Source organism: Actinosynnema sp. NPDC002837 (assembly GCF_040295345.1).
GTDB lineage: Bacteria > Actinomycetota > Actinomycetes > Mycobacteriales > Pseudonocardiaceae > Actinosynnema.
This window is the reverse complement of record NZ_JBEOVG010000019.1, coordinates 97,174-112,206: the sequence shown is the minus strand read 5'-3', so window position 1 is coordinate 112,206 and position 15,033 is coordinate 97,174. Positions and strand designations below refer to the sequence as shown.

At 71.8% G+C, this 15,033-nt stretch carries 16 protein-coding genes; 8 read left to right on the top strand and 8 right to left on the bottom strand.

What is annotated here, in order from left to right:
• Nucleotides 1–258 precede the first annotated feature (258 nt).
• The 3 genes from ABTZ99_RS16810 to ABTZ99_RS16800 are packed head-to-tail and all read left to right on the top strand — an operon-like array spanning nt 259 to nt 1,629.
• Nucleotides 259–771 carry an SRPBCC family protein gene (locus ABTZ99_RS16810; RefSeq protein WP_499612087.1) on the top strand — a complete coding sequence of 171 codons (513 nt, stop codon included), beginning with the start codon at nt 259–261 and terminating at the stop codon, nt 769–771.
• Nucleotides 772–818: 47 nt separating this feature from the next.
• Nucleotides 819–1,193: a hypothetical protein gene (locus ABTZ99_RS16805; RefSeq protein WP_499612085.1), complete on the top strand. Its 375-nt coding sequence runs from the start codon at nt 819–821 to the stop codon at nt 1,191–1,193.
• Nucleotides 1,186–1,629 carry a hypothetical protein gene (locus ABTZ99_RS16800; protein ID WP_498777565.1) on the top strand — a complete coding sequence of 148 codons (444 nt, stop codon included), beginning with the start codon at nt 1,186–1,188 and terminating at the stop codon, nt 1,627–1,629. The genes ABTZ99_RS16805 and ABTZ99_RS16800 overlap by 8 nt, the downstream gene beginning before the upstream one ends.
• A 57-nt stretch (nt 1,630–1,686) precedes the next feature.
• Here the strand turns inward: ABTZ99_RS16800 and ABTZ99_RS16795 are convergent, their stop codons facing one another.
• Complete coding sequence (locus tag ABTZ99_RS16795; RefSeq protein ID WP_499612083.1) at nt 1,687–1,908, bottom strand: hypothetical protein; 222 nt, start codon at nt 1,906–1,908, stop codon at nt 1,687–1,689.
• Nucleotides 1,909–2,042: 134 nt separating this feature from the next.
• Here ABTZ99_RS16795 and ABTZ99_RS16790 point away from each other — a divergent pair, with 134 nt between their 5' ends.
• Together ABTZ99_RS16790 and ABTZ99_RS16785 are read left to right on the top strand one after the other, a co-directional pair.
• The gene (locus ABTZ99_RS16790) at nt 2,043–3,806 is read left to right on the top strand and encodes an ABC transporter ATP-binding protein (protein ID WP_499612081.1); all 1,764 of its coding nucleotides are present in this window, start codon (nt 2,043–2,045) and stop codon (nt 3,804–3,806) included.
• Complete coding sequence (locus ABTZ99_RS16785; protein ID WP_499612079.1) at nt 3,803–5,644, top strand: ABC transporter ATP-binding protein; 1,842 nt, start codon at nt 3,803–3,805, stop codon at nt 5,642–5,644. Before ABTZ99_RS16790 ends, ABTZ99_RS16785 begins: the two co-directional genes overlap by 4 nt.
• Nucleotides 5,645–5,648: 4 nt before the next feature.
• On the opposite strand, the gene ABTZ99_RS16780 is transcribed toward ABTZ99_RS16785, so the two are convergent.
• Entirely contained in the window at nt 5,649–6,269 is a 621-nt protein-coding gene (locus ABTZ99_RS16780) for a DUF2537 domain-containing protein (protein ID WP_499612078.1), read from the bottom strand.
• 38 nt (nt 6,270–6,307) lie between these two features.
• A complete protein-coding gene (locus ABTZ99_RS16775) occupies nt 6,308–7,084 on the bottom strand; it encodes a TrmH family RNA methyltransferase (RefSeq protein ID WP_498777575.1) in 777 nt (258 codons plus the stop codon).
• A 206-nt stretch (nt 7,085–7,290) separates the two neighbouring features.
• On the opposite strand from ABTZ99_RS16775, the gene ABTZ99_RS16770 reads away from it, so the two are divergent.
• Together ABTZ99_RS16770 and ABTZ99_RS16765 are read left to right on the top strand one after the other, a co-directional pair.
• The gene (locus ABTZ99_RS16770; RefSeq protein ID WP_498777577.1) at nt 7,291–8,790 is read left to right on the top strand and encodes a glutamate-cysteine ligase family protein; all 1,500 of its coding nucleotides are present in this window, start codon (nt 7,291–7,293) and stop codon (nt 8,788–8,790) included.
• Nucleotides 8,791–8,813: 23 nt separating this feature from the next.
• A complete protein-coding gene (locus ABTZ99_RS16765; RefSeq protein ID WP_499612076.1) occupies nt 8,814–8,984 on the top strand; it encodes a hypothetical protein in 171 nt (56 codons plus the stop codon).
• Nucleotides 8,985–9,383: 399 nt separating this feature from the next.
• Here ABTZ99_RS16765 and ABTZ99_RS16760 read toward each other — a convergent pair whose 3' ends face one another.
• From ABTZ99_RS16760 to ABTZ99_RS16740, 5 genes are all read right to left on the bottom strand, one after another.
• On the bottom strand, nt 9,384–9,794 hold the full coding sequence (locus tag ABTZ99_RS16760; protein WP_230569812.1) for a hypothetical protein: 411 nt from the start codon (nt 9,792–9,794) through the stop codon (nt 9,384–9,386).
• Between the two features lie 251 nt (nt 9,795–10,045).
• Entirely contained in the window at nt 10,046–10,810 is a 765-nt protein-coding gene (locus tag ABTZ99_RS16755) for an ABC transporter permease (RefSeq protein ID WP_499612074.1), read from the bottom strand.
• 10 nt (nt 10,811–10,820) lie between these two features.
• Complete coding sequence (locus ABTZ99_RS16750; RefSeq protein ID WP_499612072.1) at nt 10,821–12,143, bottom strand: MFS transporter; 1,323 nt, start codon at nt 12,141–12,143, stop codon at nt 10,821–10,823.
• A 4-nt stretch (nt 12,144–12,147) separates the two neighbouring features.
• Complete coding sequence (locus ABTZ99_RS16745) at nt 12,148–12,576, bottom strand: MarR family winged helix-turn-helix transcriptional regulator (RefSeq protein WP_230569809.1); 429 nt, start codon at nt 12,574–12,576, stop codon at nt 12,148–12,150.
• A gap of 52 nt (nt 12,577–12,628) precedes the next feature.
• Nucleotides 12,629–14,116 carry an NCS2 family permease gene (locus tag ABTZ99_RS16740; protein WP_498777585.1) on the bottom strand — a complete coding sequence of 496 codons (1,488 nt, stop codon included), beginning with the start codon at nt 14,114–14,116 and terminating at the stop codon, nt 12,629–12,631.
• 146 nt (nt 14,117–14,262) lie between these two features.
• On the opposite strand from ABTZ99_RS16740, the gene ABTZ99_RS16735 reads away from it, so the two are divergent.
• Complete coding sequence (locus ABTZ99_RS16735; RefSeq protein WP_498777587.1) at nt 14,263–14,532, top strand: DUF2530 domain-containing protein; 270 nt, start codon at nt 14,263–14,265, stop codon at nt 14,530–14,532.
• Nucleotides 14,533–15,033 lie beyond the last annotated feature (501 nt).

Genomic DNA, 15,033 nt, shown 5'->3' with positions numbered 1-15,033 from the left:
AAACGCTCGGCTGGGACACCCCAGCCGAGCGTTTGGCTAAGCTCCTGACCTAAGCCAGTTGATCAGTTGTGTTGCGACGACCCCTGGAATCCGCCCACCGCTGCCGGGGGCCTTCCCGCGTCCGGTCCCGTCTCGGCGCGACGCGCGTGATCCGGGTCGGCCCCCGTCACCCGCCCTGAGGTGTGGCAGCAAGCTCGCTCACCGTGTCCACCCGATCGCGGCTCGTAATCGGCGGCGATTCCTCCTACCTTGGATCTGGTGGAACCGACGATTTCGCACAGCATCGACGTGGCCGCGGCCCCCGGCGTGGTGTGGGCGCTGGTGAGCGATCTGCCCCGGATGGGGCGGTTCAGCCCGGAGAACCTCGGCGGCCGGTGGCTGCGCGGGGCCACCGGACCCGCGGTCGGCGTCGAGTTCCGCGGCTTCAACCGCAACGGCGCCAAGCTGTGGTGGACCACCGCCCGGATCGTGGCCTGCGAGCCCGAACGGCTGCTGACCTTCGACGTGCGGTCGCCGTTGACGGTCCGGGTGGCGCGGTGGTCGTACGTGATCACGCCGACCCGCGACGGGTGCGTGGTGACGGAGAACTGGTACCGGGTGGGCAACTGGTTCGTCCGCCGGTTCCTGGGCCCCCGCGTCACCGGGCGCGAGGACCGGCCCGGCTACAACGTCGACTCGATCAAGCACACCCTGGCGGCGGTCAAGGCGCACGCCGAGTCGCTCGGGGACGTGCGCCGGGCGCGGCGGACCTCCACGTCGAACGCGCCGTGATCGCACGGGCCTGCTTGACCACCGCCTCATCCGGGTAACCACCCGCCATGCTGGGACGACTGGTCGTCGGCGCCGCGCTGGGCGCCGGTCTGGGCGCGGCCTGGTGGGGCCTGCGCGAACTCATCGCCTCCGGGGCCGTCTGCTCGACCGAGGACTGGGACTGCCTGGCCATGGGCCTGTTCGCCATGCCGGTCAGCCTGGTCGTCGGCGTGCTCGTGGCCTGGGCCGTCCTCAAGGCCGCCCACCAGGACCGCCCGCTCGGCTACGCCGCCGTCGGGGTGACGTTCACCGCCGTCCTCACCCTGCTCACCGTCTGGGTCTCGATCCCCGCCGGGTCCGTCGCCGCCGGCGTGCTCGGCTTCGTCCTGGCCGCCCCGGTGACAGCGCGGCACCCGGTCGGCCACACTGCTGCCCGTGACTGACACGCCGCACCCCTCGCGCCCGACCGCGGGCGGCTTCGCGTTCAAGGTGCTCCTGCGCGTCGTGGTGTCGGCCGTCACCGGTTCCGCGCTGCTCGTCGCGTGGATCTGGGCCTACCGCAGCGGCGTCCTCGACCGGGTGGTGAACGAGACGACCCTGGGCGAGTTCATCCTGCTGGTCGTGATCGGCCTGCCGATCGCGCTGGTGTTCAGCGCGCTGCTCGCCGGACCGGTCCTGTGGCTGCTGAAGATCCGCCCGGTGTGGCCGATCATCCTGATCGGCCCGGTCATCCTGGGCCTCGCGCACTACTTCGGCGCGCCGGACCGGCTCTCGTCCGTGGGCGACCGGTGGACGGTCCTCGTCCTGCTCGCCGGGGCCAGCTACGGCCTCGCGGGCCTGCTCACCGCCCCCGCGATCCTGCGCCGCCGCAAGAAGTAGCCACCCCGCCGAACCGGGTCACCCCCTGGTGGACCGAGTCGCTCCTGGTGGACCGGGTCACTCCGGCAGCGGCACCGCGTCGAGCACCTCGACCCCGACCGCCTCGAACCGGCACCAGTCCTCCGCCTCCTCCCGGCTGATCGGCCGCGCGCCCTCCGGCCGCCGCCCGCTGGCCACGTCCCACCCGTCCGGCGCGAGCACGTAGAGCCTGCCCCCGCTCACCGCCAACAACCGACCGCGGGGGAACGCCATCGTCGGCTCCGCCCGGAGATACCTCACACCCACCTTGACCTCCCTGGACTGCCCGGCCCTTGACCTCCACCTAACTCCAGCCTGCAGGGTCGGTGGCACGAAAACCGGATGCCGATGGTCGGTCCACCTTCGTACCGTCATGGTGGACCGGAGGGGGACTCGTGTCGGAAGACCGTACTTCCACAGCCGCGACTCTGCGCAGGCTGTGGCCGTACCTCAGGCCCGTTCGCACACCCGTCGTGCTGGCGATGGCCGCCACGCTGCTCGCGATGACGTGCGGACTGGGCATCCCGCTGATCACCCAACAAATCGTGGACGGCCCGATCGCCGACCGCGACCTGGGCGCGTTGCCGCTGCTCGTCGGCGTCATCGTGCTGCTCGGCTGCGCCGAGGCCGCGCTGTTCTACGCCCGCCGCAAGCTGATCGCCGGACCGGCGTCGGACGTCGAGGCGCGGATGCGGGCCGAGCTGTACCACCACCTGCAAGACCTGCAGGTGGCCTTCCACGACCGCTACCAGTCGGGGCAGCTGCTGTCCCGCGCCACCACCGACCTGACCCAGGTCCGGCGCTTCGTCGGCTTCGCCGTGATCTTCCTGGTCGTCAACACCCTGATCGTGGCCGCGGGCCTGGGCGTGCTGTTCTGGCTGTCGCCCGTCCTCGGCCTGATCGTGCTGGCCAGCACGTTGCCGCTGGTCGCGCTGTCCTACCTGTTCGAGACGAAGTTCAAGGTCGTCGCCCGCCGCGCGCAGGACCAGGCGGGCGACCTGACGACCGTGGTCGAGGAGTCGGTCCTGGGCATCCGCGTGCTCAAGGCCTTCGGCCGCGGCCCGCACCTGACCAAGCGGTTCATCCGCCAGGCGCGCGAGCTCCGCGACACCGAGGTCTCGAAGGTGCGGATCTTCGCGGCGCTGTGGGCCGTGCTGATCGTGCTGCCCGAGCTGGGCATCGCCGGTCAGCTGGCGTTCGGCTCGATCGGCATCGCCAACGGCACCGTCACGGTCGGCACGCTCGTCGCCGCCGTCACGGTGAGCGCCTACCTGCGCTGGCCGATCGACTCGATCGGGTGGCTGCTGGCGGAGACGAACTCGACCGCCTCCGCCCTGGAGCGGTACTTCGAGGTGACCGACACCGCGGTCACCGTGACCACGCCCGCCGACCCGAAGCCGCTGGCCGCGCCCGTCCGCGGGCACGTCCGCTTCGAGGGCGTCCGCTACCACCACCCCGGTTCCGACAACGAGGTGCTGCGCGGCGTCGACCTGGACATCCGGCCGGGTGAGACCGTGGCCCTGGTCGGCGCGACCGGGTCCGGCAAGACCACCGTCACCGCGCTCGTGCCCCGGCTGGCCGACGTCACGGAAGGCCGGGTCACGCTCGACGGCGTCGACGTGCGCGACCTCGACCTCGCCGACCTCCGGCGGGTCGTGGGCACGGCGTTCGAGGAGCCGATCCTGTTCTCCGCGAGCGTCACCGAGAACGTGGCCCTCGGCGCGAAGGACGTGAGCGAGGAACGGGTCCGCGAAGCCCTGAAGGTCGCGCGGGCCGAGGAGTTCGTCGACGCCCTCCCGTGGGGGCTCGACACCCGGATCGGCGAGCAGGGCCTGTCCCTGTCCGGCGGTCAGCGCCAGCGCCTCGCCCTCGCGCGCGCCGTCGCCGGCCACCCGGCCGTCCTGGTCCTCGACGACCCGCTCTCCGCGCTGGACGTGCACACCGAGGCCGAGGTCGAGGCCGCGCTGCGCCGCGTGCTCAAGGGCGTCACGGCGCTCGTCGTCGCCCACCGGCCGAGCACCGTGCAGCTGGCGGACCGGGTGGCGATGCTGGTGGACGGCCGGATCGCGGCCACCGGGACGCACAAGCAACTGTTGGCGGACAACGAGGACTACCGCAACCTGTTGTCCACTATGGAGGATGAGGAGGTGGCGGCGTGACGAGCGTGACCGAACCCCGGCAGGACGACGAAGCCTGGCGCGGTGTGGGCGCCGAGGACGTCGAAGACGTCGACTACGCCACCGGCGTCAAGCTCCAGGCCCGCTCCCGCCGGCTGCTCGGCGAGCTGATCCGCCCGCACACCAGGGCCGCGATCCTGGCCCTGGTGATCGTGATCGCGGAGAACGTGGTCAACCTGGCCGGCCCGCTGCTCATCGCGGCGGCCATCGACACCGGCATCCCGGCGGCGCTCGACGGCCGCCCCGACGCCCTGGCCTGGTGCGTCGGCGGCTACGTCGCCGCCGCGATCTCCGCCACGCTGCTGCGCTGGTCGTTCGTCCGCCTGACCGGCCGGATCGGCCAGGACGTGCTGCTCGTCCTGCGCGAACGCGTCTTCCGGCACGCGCAGCGGCTGTCGGTCTCGTTCCACGAGAAGTACACGTCCGGCAAGGTCATCTCACGCCTGACCAGCGACGTCGACTCCCTCCAGGACCTGGTCGAGGAGGGCTTGGACGGCTTCTTCACCTCGATGCTGTCCCTGCTGGGCATCTCGGTCGTCCTGCTCTACCTGGACGTCCCGCTCGCGCTCGTCGTGCTGTCCGGCTTCCTGCCGCTGATCATGCTCACCCAGTGGTTCCGCCGCCGTTCCCGCCGGGCCTACCGCGACACGCGCGGCGCGATCGCGAAGATCATCGTGCAGTTCGTGGAGACCATGAACGGCATCCGCGCGGTGCAGGCGTTCCGGCGCGAGCGGCGCAACGAGAAGATCATGGGTGAGCTCAACGCCCGGTTCCGCGACGCCAACACCGACGCGATGGGCGTAATGGCAGCGTTCACCTCACTCGTTCGAGTGATCGGCAACCTCTCCCTGGCGGTGATCCTCGCCTGGGGCGCGTTCCGGGTGGCGAACGGGCAGCTCGAACTGGGCGTGCTGGCCGCGTTCACGCTGTACGTGCGGCGGTTCTACGACCCGTTCGACCAGCTCGCGATGTTCGCCAACGCCTACGCCTCGGCGACCGCCGCGTTGGAGAAGATCTCCGGCCTGCTCGAGGAGGAGCCGCAGGTCCGCGAGCCCGAGGAGCCGACGCCCCTGGGCGACGTCCGGGGCTCGGTCCGGTTCGACGGTGTCGAGTTCCGCTACTCGGACTCCGGCCCCGTCGTGCTGCCGCCGTTCGACCTGACCGTGCCCGCCGGGCAGACCGTGGCGCTGGTCGGCGCGACCGGCGCGGGCAAGTCGACGTTGGCCAAGCTCGTGGCCCGGTTCTACGACCCGGCCGAGGGCTCGGTGCGGCTCGACGGGGTCGACCTCCGGTCCGTGGCGGACGCCGAGCTGCGCCGCGCGGTGGTCATGGTGACGCAGGAGAACTTCCTGTTCGACGGGTCCGTGCTGGACAACATCGCGCTGGGCCGCCCGTCCGCGACCCGCGAGGAGGTCGAGGCGGCGGCCCGGGCGGTCGGCGCGGAGGAGTTCATCCGGGCGCTGCCCGAGGGCTACGACACCGACGTGCGCAAGCGCGGCGGGCGGCTCTCGGCCGGGCAGCGGCAGATGGTGGCGTTCGCGCGGGCGTTCCTGGCCGATCCGGCGGTGCTGGTGCTGGACGAGGCGACGTCCAGCCTGGACGTGCCCACCGAGCGCGCGGTGCAGGGCGCGCTGGAGACCGTCCTGGCCGAGCGGACGGCGTTCATCATCGCCCACCGGCTGTCCACCGTGCTGATCGCCGACCGGGTCCTGGTGCTCGACGGCGGCCGGGTGGTGGAGGACGGCACGCCGGAGGAGCTGATCGGCGGGCGCGGCCGGTTCGCCGCGCTGCACACCGCGTGGCGGGACTCCTTGGCCTAGCCCGTCACAGGAGGGTCGTCAGCAGCAAGGACAACCACGCCGCCAGCACACCCGCCACCACGCCGTACGCGACCCACCGCCACACCGGCACCTTCCGCGCCAGCCACACCGACGGGGTGATGCCGCCGACCACCAGGACGTTCGCCAGCACCGCGAGCCACTGGCTGGTCTCACCCAGCCCGACCGACAGCGTGTAGACGGTGAACGTCACCACGGCGGCGACGATGAAGCTGACCGTGAGCCCGGTGCCCCAGGGGGTTTCCTCCTGGGGTTCCGGCTCTTCGGTCTCGACCCCGTCGTCGCCCTCGGCCTCGTCGACAGCCTCGACCGGCGGCACGTCCACGACCACCAGCTCACCCGTCACGGGATCGGTGTACTCCACCGGTGTGCCCATCTCGGCCGCCAACCTCCCCGCCAGCTGTCGTCCCCGCCTGGTGACGAGGGCGTTCGCGGCGCCGTCGGAGGGCGGGTCGGCCCGCGTCACCGCGTCGGCCACCTTCGCCCACTCGTGCAACGCGTCGGCGAGCCCGGCGCCGAGCGGGAGGGTGTGCGGGTCGACTTCCCGCTCACCCGCGTCGTCGCGGCCCGCGAGCACGGCCCGGCCGTCCTGCACCCGCAGTTCCACCTACGTCCTCCTCTGCTCGGGAGGAGAACGTAGCGCGTTCAGGCGATCGCGTAGAAGGCGATCGCGCCCGCGGTTGCCACGTTCAGGGAGTCGACGCCCTCCGCCATGGGGATCCGGACCGCGACGTCGGCCGCCGCGATGGCCTCGTCGGTCAGGCCCGGACCCTCCGATCCGAGCAGGACAGCGACCTTGCGGCCGCGCAGCCCGGCGTCGGCGAGGTTCGCCGAGCCGGCCCTCGGCGTGAGCGCGGCGACCGTGAAACCGTTGTGGCGCAGCAGCTCGAAGCCTTCGGTCAGGTTCGGCATCGACGCGAACGGCACGCGCAGCACGTGACCCATCGAGACGCGGACGCTGCGCCGGTACAGCGGGTCGCTGCACCCCGGGCCGAGCAGCACGCCGTCGATGCCGAGCGCGGCGGCGTTGCGGAACAGCGAGCCCAGGTTCTCGTGGTCGCCGACGCCTTCGAGCACCGCGAGCCGCCGTGCGGACGCGACGAGTTCGGCCACGTCCGGCTGGGGCGCCCGGTCGGCGGCGGCCAGCACGCCCCGGTTGAGGTGGAACCCGACCACCTCGGCCATCACGTCGGCGGAGGTGACGTACGCGGGCGCGGGCAGGTCGCCGAGCGCTTCCACCCTCCGCCGCACGCCGAGCAGGGCGCGCACCGGGTAGCGCGAGTCCAGGAGCCGTTCGACGACCACGACGCCCTCGGCGATGACCAGTCCCCGCCCGCCGGGTCGGTCGGGCCGCCGGTCGGCCGTCGACAGGTCCCGGAAGTCGTCCAGCCGCGGGTCCGCCGGGTCGTCGATCTCGATCACACCGAGGAGTGTGCCACTTATCAACAGGTGAACACCCCTCGTAGATCGGATGTCGCAGCCGCAAGCCGCCAACCAGCACATTCTCGCTGATTGTTACTGCCATGTGACAGAGAGCACCGATTTGGGCGCTGGCGGGCAGATGGTTGCTGTGTCACGGTTGGCCTCCGCTAAGCCCGCCGGAGCAGCCCTACCGATTGGGAGGCGGCATGGGTACGGATGTGTCCAGTCGGACGTTCACCAGAGAGGACCGCCAGCGCTACCGCGAGCGCATGCAGCGGTGCATGGACGCGCTGGGAACCATGCTGGTGGAGGAGAGCTTCTCCTTCCCGAGGCAGCAGATGGGGCTGGAGATCGAGCTGAACCTGGTCGACGGCGCCGGTCGGCCCGCGATGGCCAACTCCGAGGTGCTGGAGAAGATCGACGACCCGTCGTTCACGCTGGAGCTGGGCCAGCACAACCTGGAGGTCAACGTCCCGCCGCGCGAGCTGGCCGGTGACGAGACGCTGGACCTGGAGCGGGAGCTGGTCTCCACGCTCGCGGCGGCGGACGTGAAGGCGCACGACGCCGGCACGTCGATCGTGATGATCGGGGTGCTGCCGACGTTGCGGCACGAGCACTTCGACCGGCGGTGGCTCTCGCAGCAGGCCCGGTACACGACGTTGAACGACCAGATCCTCGCCGCGCGCGGTGAGGAGGTCGTGCTGTCGATGGAGGGCGCGCCCCTGCCGGGGCGGGCGGGCGAGCGGTTGTCCAGCTACGCCGAGTCGATCATGCCGGAGGCGGCTTGCACGTCCGTGCAGCTGCACCTGCAGGTGGCGCCGGACGACTTCGCGGCGCACTGGAACGCGGCGCAGGCGTTGGCCGGGGTGCAGGTGGCGATCGCGGCGAACTCGCCGTTCCTGCTCGGGCGGGCGTTGTGGCACGAGACCCGGATACCACTGTTCCTGCAGGCCACGGACACGCGTTCGCAGGAGCTGAAGAACCAGGGCGTCCGGCCGCGGGTGTGGTTCGGCGAGCGGTGGATCACGTCGATCTTCGACTTGTTCGAGGAGAACGTGCGGTACTTCCCGGCGTTGCTGCCGGAGACCGGCGACGAGGACCCGTTGGACGTGCTCGGGGCGGGCGGGACGCCGTCGTTGACGGAGCTGCGGCTGCACAACGGGACCGTGTGGCGCTGGAACCGGCCGGTGTACGACGTGGTGGACGGCGTGCCGCACCTGCGCGTGGAGAACCGCGTCCTGCCGGCCGGGCCGACGGTGCTCGACACGATGGCCAACGCGGCGTTCTTCTACGGCGCGCAACGGGCACTGACCACTTTGGAACGTCCTTTGTGGAGCCAGATGTCGTTCCACGCGGCGGAGGAGAACCTGTACGCCGGGTCGCGGCACGGGATGGGCTCGCAGCTGTACTGGCCGGGGATCGGCTGGGTGCCGCCGGACGAGCTCGTCCTGCGGCGGCTGTTGCCACTGGCCCACGAGGGGCTGCGGGCGTGCGGCGTGTCCGACGAGGCGTGCGAGCGCTACCTGGGCGTGATCGAGGCGCGGTGCCTGGCGCGGCGCACGGGCTCCCAGTGGCAACGCGAGACGGTCGCCCTGCTGGAGGAACGGGGAGCCGACCGCGACACCGCCCTCACCGCCATGCTGGGCCGGTACGTCGAACTGTCCCACGCCGGCGAACCGGTCCACACCTGGCCCGTGGGCCTCTGACCCGTGCCGTGCGGGTGCGGTGCGTGCCTGCCGTACCGCTGCCCGCCGTCCGGGTGCCGCTGCCCGCCGTGCGGGTGCCTGCTGTGCGGGTGCGGGCGCCTGCCGTGCCGCTGCCCGCCGTGCGGGCGCGGGTGCCTGCCGTACGGGTGCGTGCCGTGCGGGTGCGTGCCGTGCCGCTGCCTGCCGCGTCCTAGGGCGCGGCGGGCGCGGACCGGCTCCGCGGAGCAGCCCGGCGGTCCGAACCCGGCGGTGCGACTCCCCGCGCGGACCGGCGCCGGCGGTCCGTCCGGCTCCAGCGGCCGAGGGGCGGTCCTAGCCCCTCCCCCGCGGGCGGCAGTCCTAGCCCTCCCCCGCGGGCGGGTGTTCCCATCCACGGGCAGCCCGGGGGCGGGCAGTCCGGTGGCCCTGGCCGTTCCTGTCCGAGCGCGATGCCTGGTCCGGGCCCCGCGCCACACCTTCATTCTTCCGGCAACGCTTTCGGCGTTTCCATTGATCCCCGAGCCGGCTCGATTCGCGCGTTCGGGTGATCTTCACGCCCCGACCACCAAGGCCGCACCACCCCATAACCGCAGCTCAGGGACCCAATCCCCGACTCAGCGCCGACGGCCGGCCTTCAGCGGAGCGACGTCGGCGCCGTCGTGGGAACTGCGGCACTCGTCGGGGGTCACCGCCTCGACCGCCAGGGTCAGCATGCCCTTCACCCCCGTGTAGATGCTCTCGCCCGCCGACGCCAGCGACGTGTGCACCCGGTTCGAGTCGGAGAAGTCCCGCTCGTCCTTCGTGCGCTTCTTCCCGGCCTCCTCGGGCTTGGTCGCGCTGCGCAGGTTGACCTCCAACCACGCGGCGACCTCGGCCGGCGTGGTCAGGACCTCCTCCGGCGTGCGCTCCAGCCGCTCAGCGCGCGGAGAGGCGTGGTCGAGGGAGGTGTGCTCCACGTAGGCGTGCCAATGCGTGTTGCGCAGCGACCACGTCTGCTCGACCGGCCAGTCCTCCTCGGTGCCCATGCGCCTATCTTGCCAGGGTCCGCACGTCCGAGGTGTGGTCAACCCCCATAGGCGACGCCATCCTCCGGTCGTGGATGACGAGCAGCCCGAACGCCCGCCGATCAGCCGTGGGCGCCCGACTTTCCACCACGACAGCGAACGATCAGGCCCACGCCGACACGACGAGGCCCCGCCACCCGGTGGTACGACCGGGAGGCGGGGCCTCGTCTGTTCCCGAACTGACTGCCGCTCCCACCACGAAGCGACGACGCTTAGGTTAGCCTAACTTCACCGACCGCACCAGTCCTGCGCACCAGCCCGCGCGCGACGAGTTCCACGACCACCGCGATCGCCACCGCCTCGACCGCCAGCAGCGCCAGCAGCACGACGAGCTGCAACGCCCCCGCCTGCCACACCGGCGCGCCGCCGAGCAGCATCCCGACGAACGCACCGGGCAACGTCACCAGGCCGACCGTCCGGGTCTGGTCCAAGGCCGGGATCAACGCCTCGGCGGCCGGCCCCCGCACCAGCTCCCGCACCGCCACCGGCTCGGTGAACCCCAGCGCCAACGCCGCCTCGAACTCGCCGTGCCGGTCCCGCAACGTGTCCAACGTCCGCCGCACGGACAACGTGGTCGCGGTCATCGCCCCACCGATCAGGATCCCCCCGACCGGCACCAGCGCGATCCCCCGCAACGGCACCAGACCGCTCGCCACAAGCGCCACCAGCGCGGGCACCGTCCCGCCGAGGATCGCCGCGCCCACCCACACGCCGCGCCGCCCGGTCTTCGTGCGGGCCGCCGACGTCCCCGTCGCCACGCCCGCCATCACCACCAGGAACGCCGACGTCAGCGGCAACGACGCCAACACCACCGTGATCACCGCCGACACGGCGGCCAACTGCGCCGTCGCCCGCACGGCCGCCCGGACCACGGGCCGGGGCGACGCCAACCTCGCCCACCACAGCACCGCGCCAGCGACGGCGGTGAAGATCAGGCAGACGACGAGCAGCCGGACCCAGTCCGTTGCGATGACCACCGGACCATTGTCAGACGCGCGCGCGGCGGCGCAGGCCCAGGCGGTGCACCGGCAGCCTCACGCCACCCCGTCGGGCCAGCACGACGCCGCCGACCACGGCCGCCAGGATCGACACCACGCCGCCGACGACCAGCGGCGCCCGCGCGGTGAAGTGCTCGGCCAGCCAGCCCATCACCGGGCCGCCGACGGGGTTGCCGCCCAGGAACACCAGCATGTACAGACCCATGACCCGGCCGCGCATCGCCGGGGACACGGCCAGCTGCACGGTCGCGTTGGCGGTCGTCGTGAACGTCATCATGGCGATGCCGACTCCGATCAGCGCGAGCCCGGCCAGCCACATCGTGGGCATCAACCCGACCACGACCTCCAGCACGCCGAACGCCAGCGCGCCCAGGATCAGCAGCCTCAACCGCGGCTTGCCGCGCGCGCTGCGCTTGGCCGCCAGCGTCGCGCCGGCCAGCGTGCCGACCGCGAGCAGCGTCGAGAGCAGGCCGTAGGCGGACGCGTCGCCGCCGAACGTGTTGCGCGCCAGCACGGCCAGCGTGACGTAGAAGTTCAGCCCGAACGTGCTGATGAAGAACACCAGGCACAGCAGGATCACCAGGTCGGCGCGCTTGCGCACGTACCGCAGCCCTTCCCGCAGCTGGCCCTTCTCGCGCGGCACGGGGTCGCCGCGGTGCAGTTCGGCGGCACGCATCAGCAGCAGCCCGGCCAGCACGCCGAGGAAGCTGATCGCGTTGATCAGGAACACCCAGCCGGTGCCCACGAAGATGATCATCACGCCGGCCACGGCCGGTCCGACCATTCGGGCCAGGTTGAACGTCATCGCGTTCAACGCCACCGCGTTGGTGAGCTGGTCGCGGCCGACCATCTCGACCACGAAGCTCTGCCGCACGGGCGTCTCCACCGCGGACACCGCGCCGAGCAGCAGGCACAGCAGGTAGACGTGCCACAGCTCGACCAGCCCGGTGACGTCCAGCAGGCCGAGCGTCAGCGCGCAGAGCCCGAGACCGGTCTCCAGCACGAGCAGCAGCTTGCGCTTGTCCATCCGGTCGGCGAGCACGCCCGCCCACAGCGACAGGAACAACGTGGGCGCGAACTGGAGCGCCGCCGCGATGCCGAGGGCGACCGGCGAGCCGTCGGACAGCTCCAGCACCAGCCAGTCCTGCGCGACGCGCTGCATCCACAGCCCGACGAGCGAGACGACCTGACCGGAGGCGTAGAGGCGGTAGTTGCGCACGCGGAGCGAGCCGAACATGCGCTTGCGCGGCGGGGGTGCGGCTGGGTTGCGTTCGACCTGGTCCGTCTCTGCACCACCCGCGTACGCCGGCACCTCGTTACTGCCCCGCCATCCTGTCGATGATCTCGGCGGCACGCGACAACGTGCCCCGGTCCTCCGGTGTCAGCTCGGCCAACCGCTTGTCCAGCCAGGCTTCCCGCGCGGACACCTCTTCGTTGATGTAGCTCAGCCCCGCCTCGCTCAGCTCCACGATGGCCTGCCGGCCGTCGGTGGGGTGGGGGCGGCGCGTGGCGAACCCGTACTCCTCCAGGGCGGCTATCACCCTGGTCATGGACGGTGGCTGGACGCCTTCCTTGGCGGCCAGCTCGCCCGGCGTCAGGGGTCCGCACTTGTGCAGCGTCGACAGCGCGGACACCTGGGTGAGCGAGATCGCGGAGTTCACCCGCTGCGCGCGGAGCCTCCGGTTGAGCCGGACGACGGCCAGTCTCAGCCGGCTCGCCAGTCCCGCTTCAGCCTCGGTCTCCACGTAGTTAGCATACCTCACGATCTCGGCACCCGTCGAAGAGGAGTTGCCCGTCTCAGCCCGCGAGAGCGGCCTGGATCGGTCCGATGGCGAAGTAGACGACGAACGCGGCCGCCACGACCCACATCAGCGGGTGCACGCTGCGCGCACGCCCGGTGAGCGCCCGCAACGCCACGTAGCTGACGAAGCCCGCGCCGATGCCGTTCGCGATCGAGTACGTGAACGGCATGATCACGATGGTGAGGAACGCGGGCAGGCCGACGGAGAAGTCGGCGAAGTCGATCTCCTTCACCTGCATGATCATCAGCGCGCCGACGACGACCAGCGCGGGCGCCGCCGCCTCGATCGGCACCACCGCGTACAGCGGGGTGAGGAACATGGCACCGAGGAACAGCAGCCCGGTGACGACGTTCGCCAGGCCGGTCCGCGCGCCCTCCGCGATGCCGGACGCCGATTCGATGAAGACCGTGTTGGACGACGAGGACGCCGCACCGCCCGCGACCGCGCCCAGGCCGTCCACGAACAACGCCTTCGACACGCCCGGCAGCTGGCCGTCCTTGCCGATGACGCCGGCTTCCTTGCCGAGGCCGGTCATCGTGCCGACGGTGTCGAAGAAGTCCGTGAGCACCAGCGTGAACACCAGCAGCGCGGCGGTCAGCGCGGGCACCCGCGTCCACGCGCCGAACGACACGTCGCCCAGCAGCGAGAGGTCGGGCAGCCCGAACACCTGCTCCGGCAGGCCGGGGTAGCCGAGGTTCCAGCCGGTCGGGTTGGTGCCCTGCGAGGGGCCCGCCTTGACGATCGCCTCCAGCACGATGGACAGCACGGTCGCCGCCAGCACGCCGATCAGGATCGCGCCCTTGACCTTGCGCGCGACCAGGATGCCGGTGACCACCAGGCCGACCACGAAGACGAACGTCGGCCACGACGCGATGGACCCGTTGATGCCGAGCCCGACCGGCACGGTGGTGCCCGCCGCGTCCGGCAGCCGGCGCACGAAGCCCGCGTCGACCAGGCCGATGAAGCAGATGAACAACCCGATGCCGACCGCGATGGCCGCCTTGAGCTCCGCCGGCACCGCGTTGAACACGGCCGTGCGGACGCCCGTGACGACCAGGAGCAGCACCACCAGGCCGTTGACCACGACCAGGCCCATCGCCTCGGGCCACGACATCTGCGGCACGATCGTGACGGCCACGAAGGAGTTGATGCCCAGGCCCGTGGCCAGCGCGAACGGGTAGTTCGCGACGAGTCCGAAGAGGATCGTCATCACACCCGCGACCAGCGCCGTCACCGCCGCGACCTGCGGGATGGTGAGGATGTTGCCGAGGACGTCGACCTTGGCGGAGGGGTCGTCGGCGGCGAAGCTGCCCAGGATCAGCGGGTTCAGCACGACGATGTAGGCCATGGTCACGAACGTGACGAGCCCACCGCGCACCTCCCGCCCGACCGAGGAGCCGCGTTCGGAGATCTTGAAGAACCCGTCCAGCTTGGACCGGGCCGGCGGCTTCTGAGCGGCGGGTGGTGTCTCGGCGGTGGCCATCTCATCTCCTCGATCGGTGGTGCGGGGCACGTGCCTGGTTCGTGCGTGTTCACGTGCCTGTTCGTGCCGGTTCGCGTGCCTGGTTCGTGCGTGCGGAGCAGGCAGAGCGTGCCCTACTCGTGTTTCGGGCGAGTAGCCTGCCCGACGTGGCCGAACAGGAAGCAACTCCCCTCCCACCCCCACCGCCGCTCCCACCGAAGCTGGCCGACCCCGTGCCCGCGATCGTGGTCGGGACGGCCCTGTGGCTGCTGGCGCTGGTCGGGGTGCTGCTGTTCGCGCGCGACGACACCGTCCTGGTCTGGACGTGCCTGTCCGGCGGCCTGCTGGGGATCATCGGCTACGGCATCTTCACCTGGCAACGCTCCGCCGCCCGCCGCGGCAGCCGCACCGCCCAGCAAGGCCAAGGCCTGGAGTGATCGGCACCCGGGCCACTTCCGGCTGAGCACGAGCGACACCACCCAGGCCGCCCCGGCTGACACCACGCTCAGCTGACGCCGGCCGCGCTCAGCTCACACCCGACCGCTCGGTCCACATCCAGCCGCTCAGCCCACACCCGGCCGCACGAGCCGCACCGGCCGCGCTCCGTCACCACCACTCCGCCGCCACCGCTCGCCGCTGCCTATCGCTCGCCGCCGCCCCAGGCCGCGCTCGCCGCCAGCGCCGCTCGACACTCGCCGCCACGTACCGCTCGCCTCCTGGCCACGCACCGCTCGCCACCTGACCACGCACCGCTCGCCACCTGACCGCTGCCCGCCGCCACGCACGGCCCGCCCGCCACGCACTGCCCGCCGCAGCCGACCGCTCACCGCCGACCACCGCTGCCCGCCGCAGCGGACCACTGCCGCGCACTGCTTACCGCCGCGCACCGCTCACCGCCGCCCACCACCGACCGCCGCAGCGAACCGCGCACCGCTCAC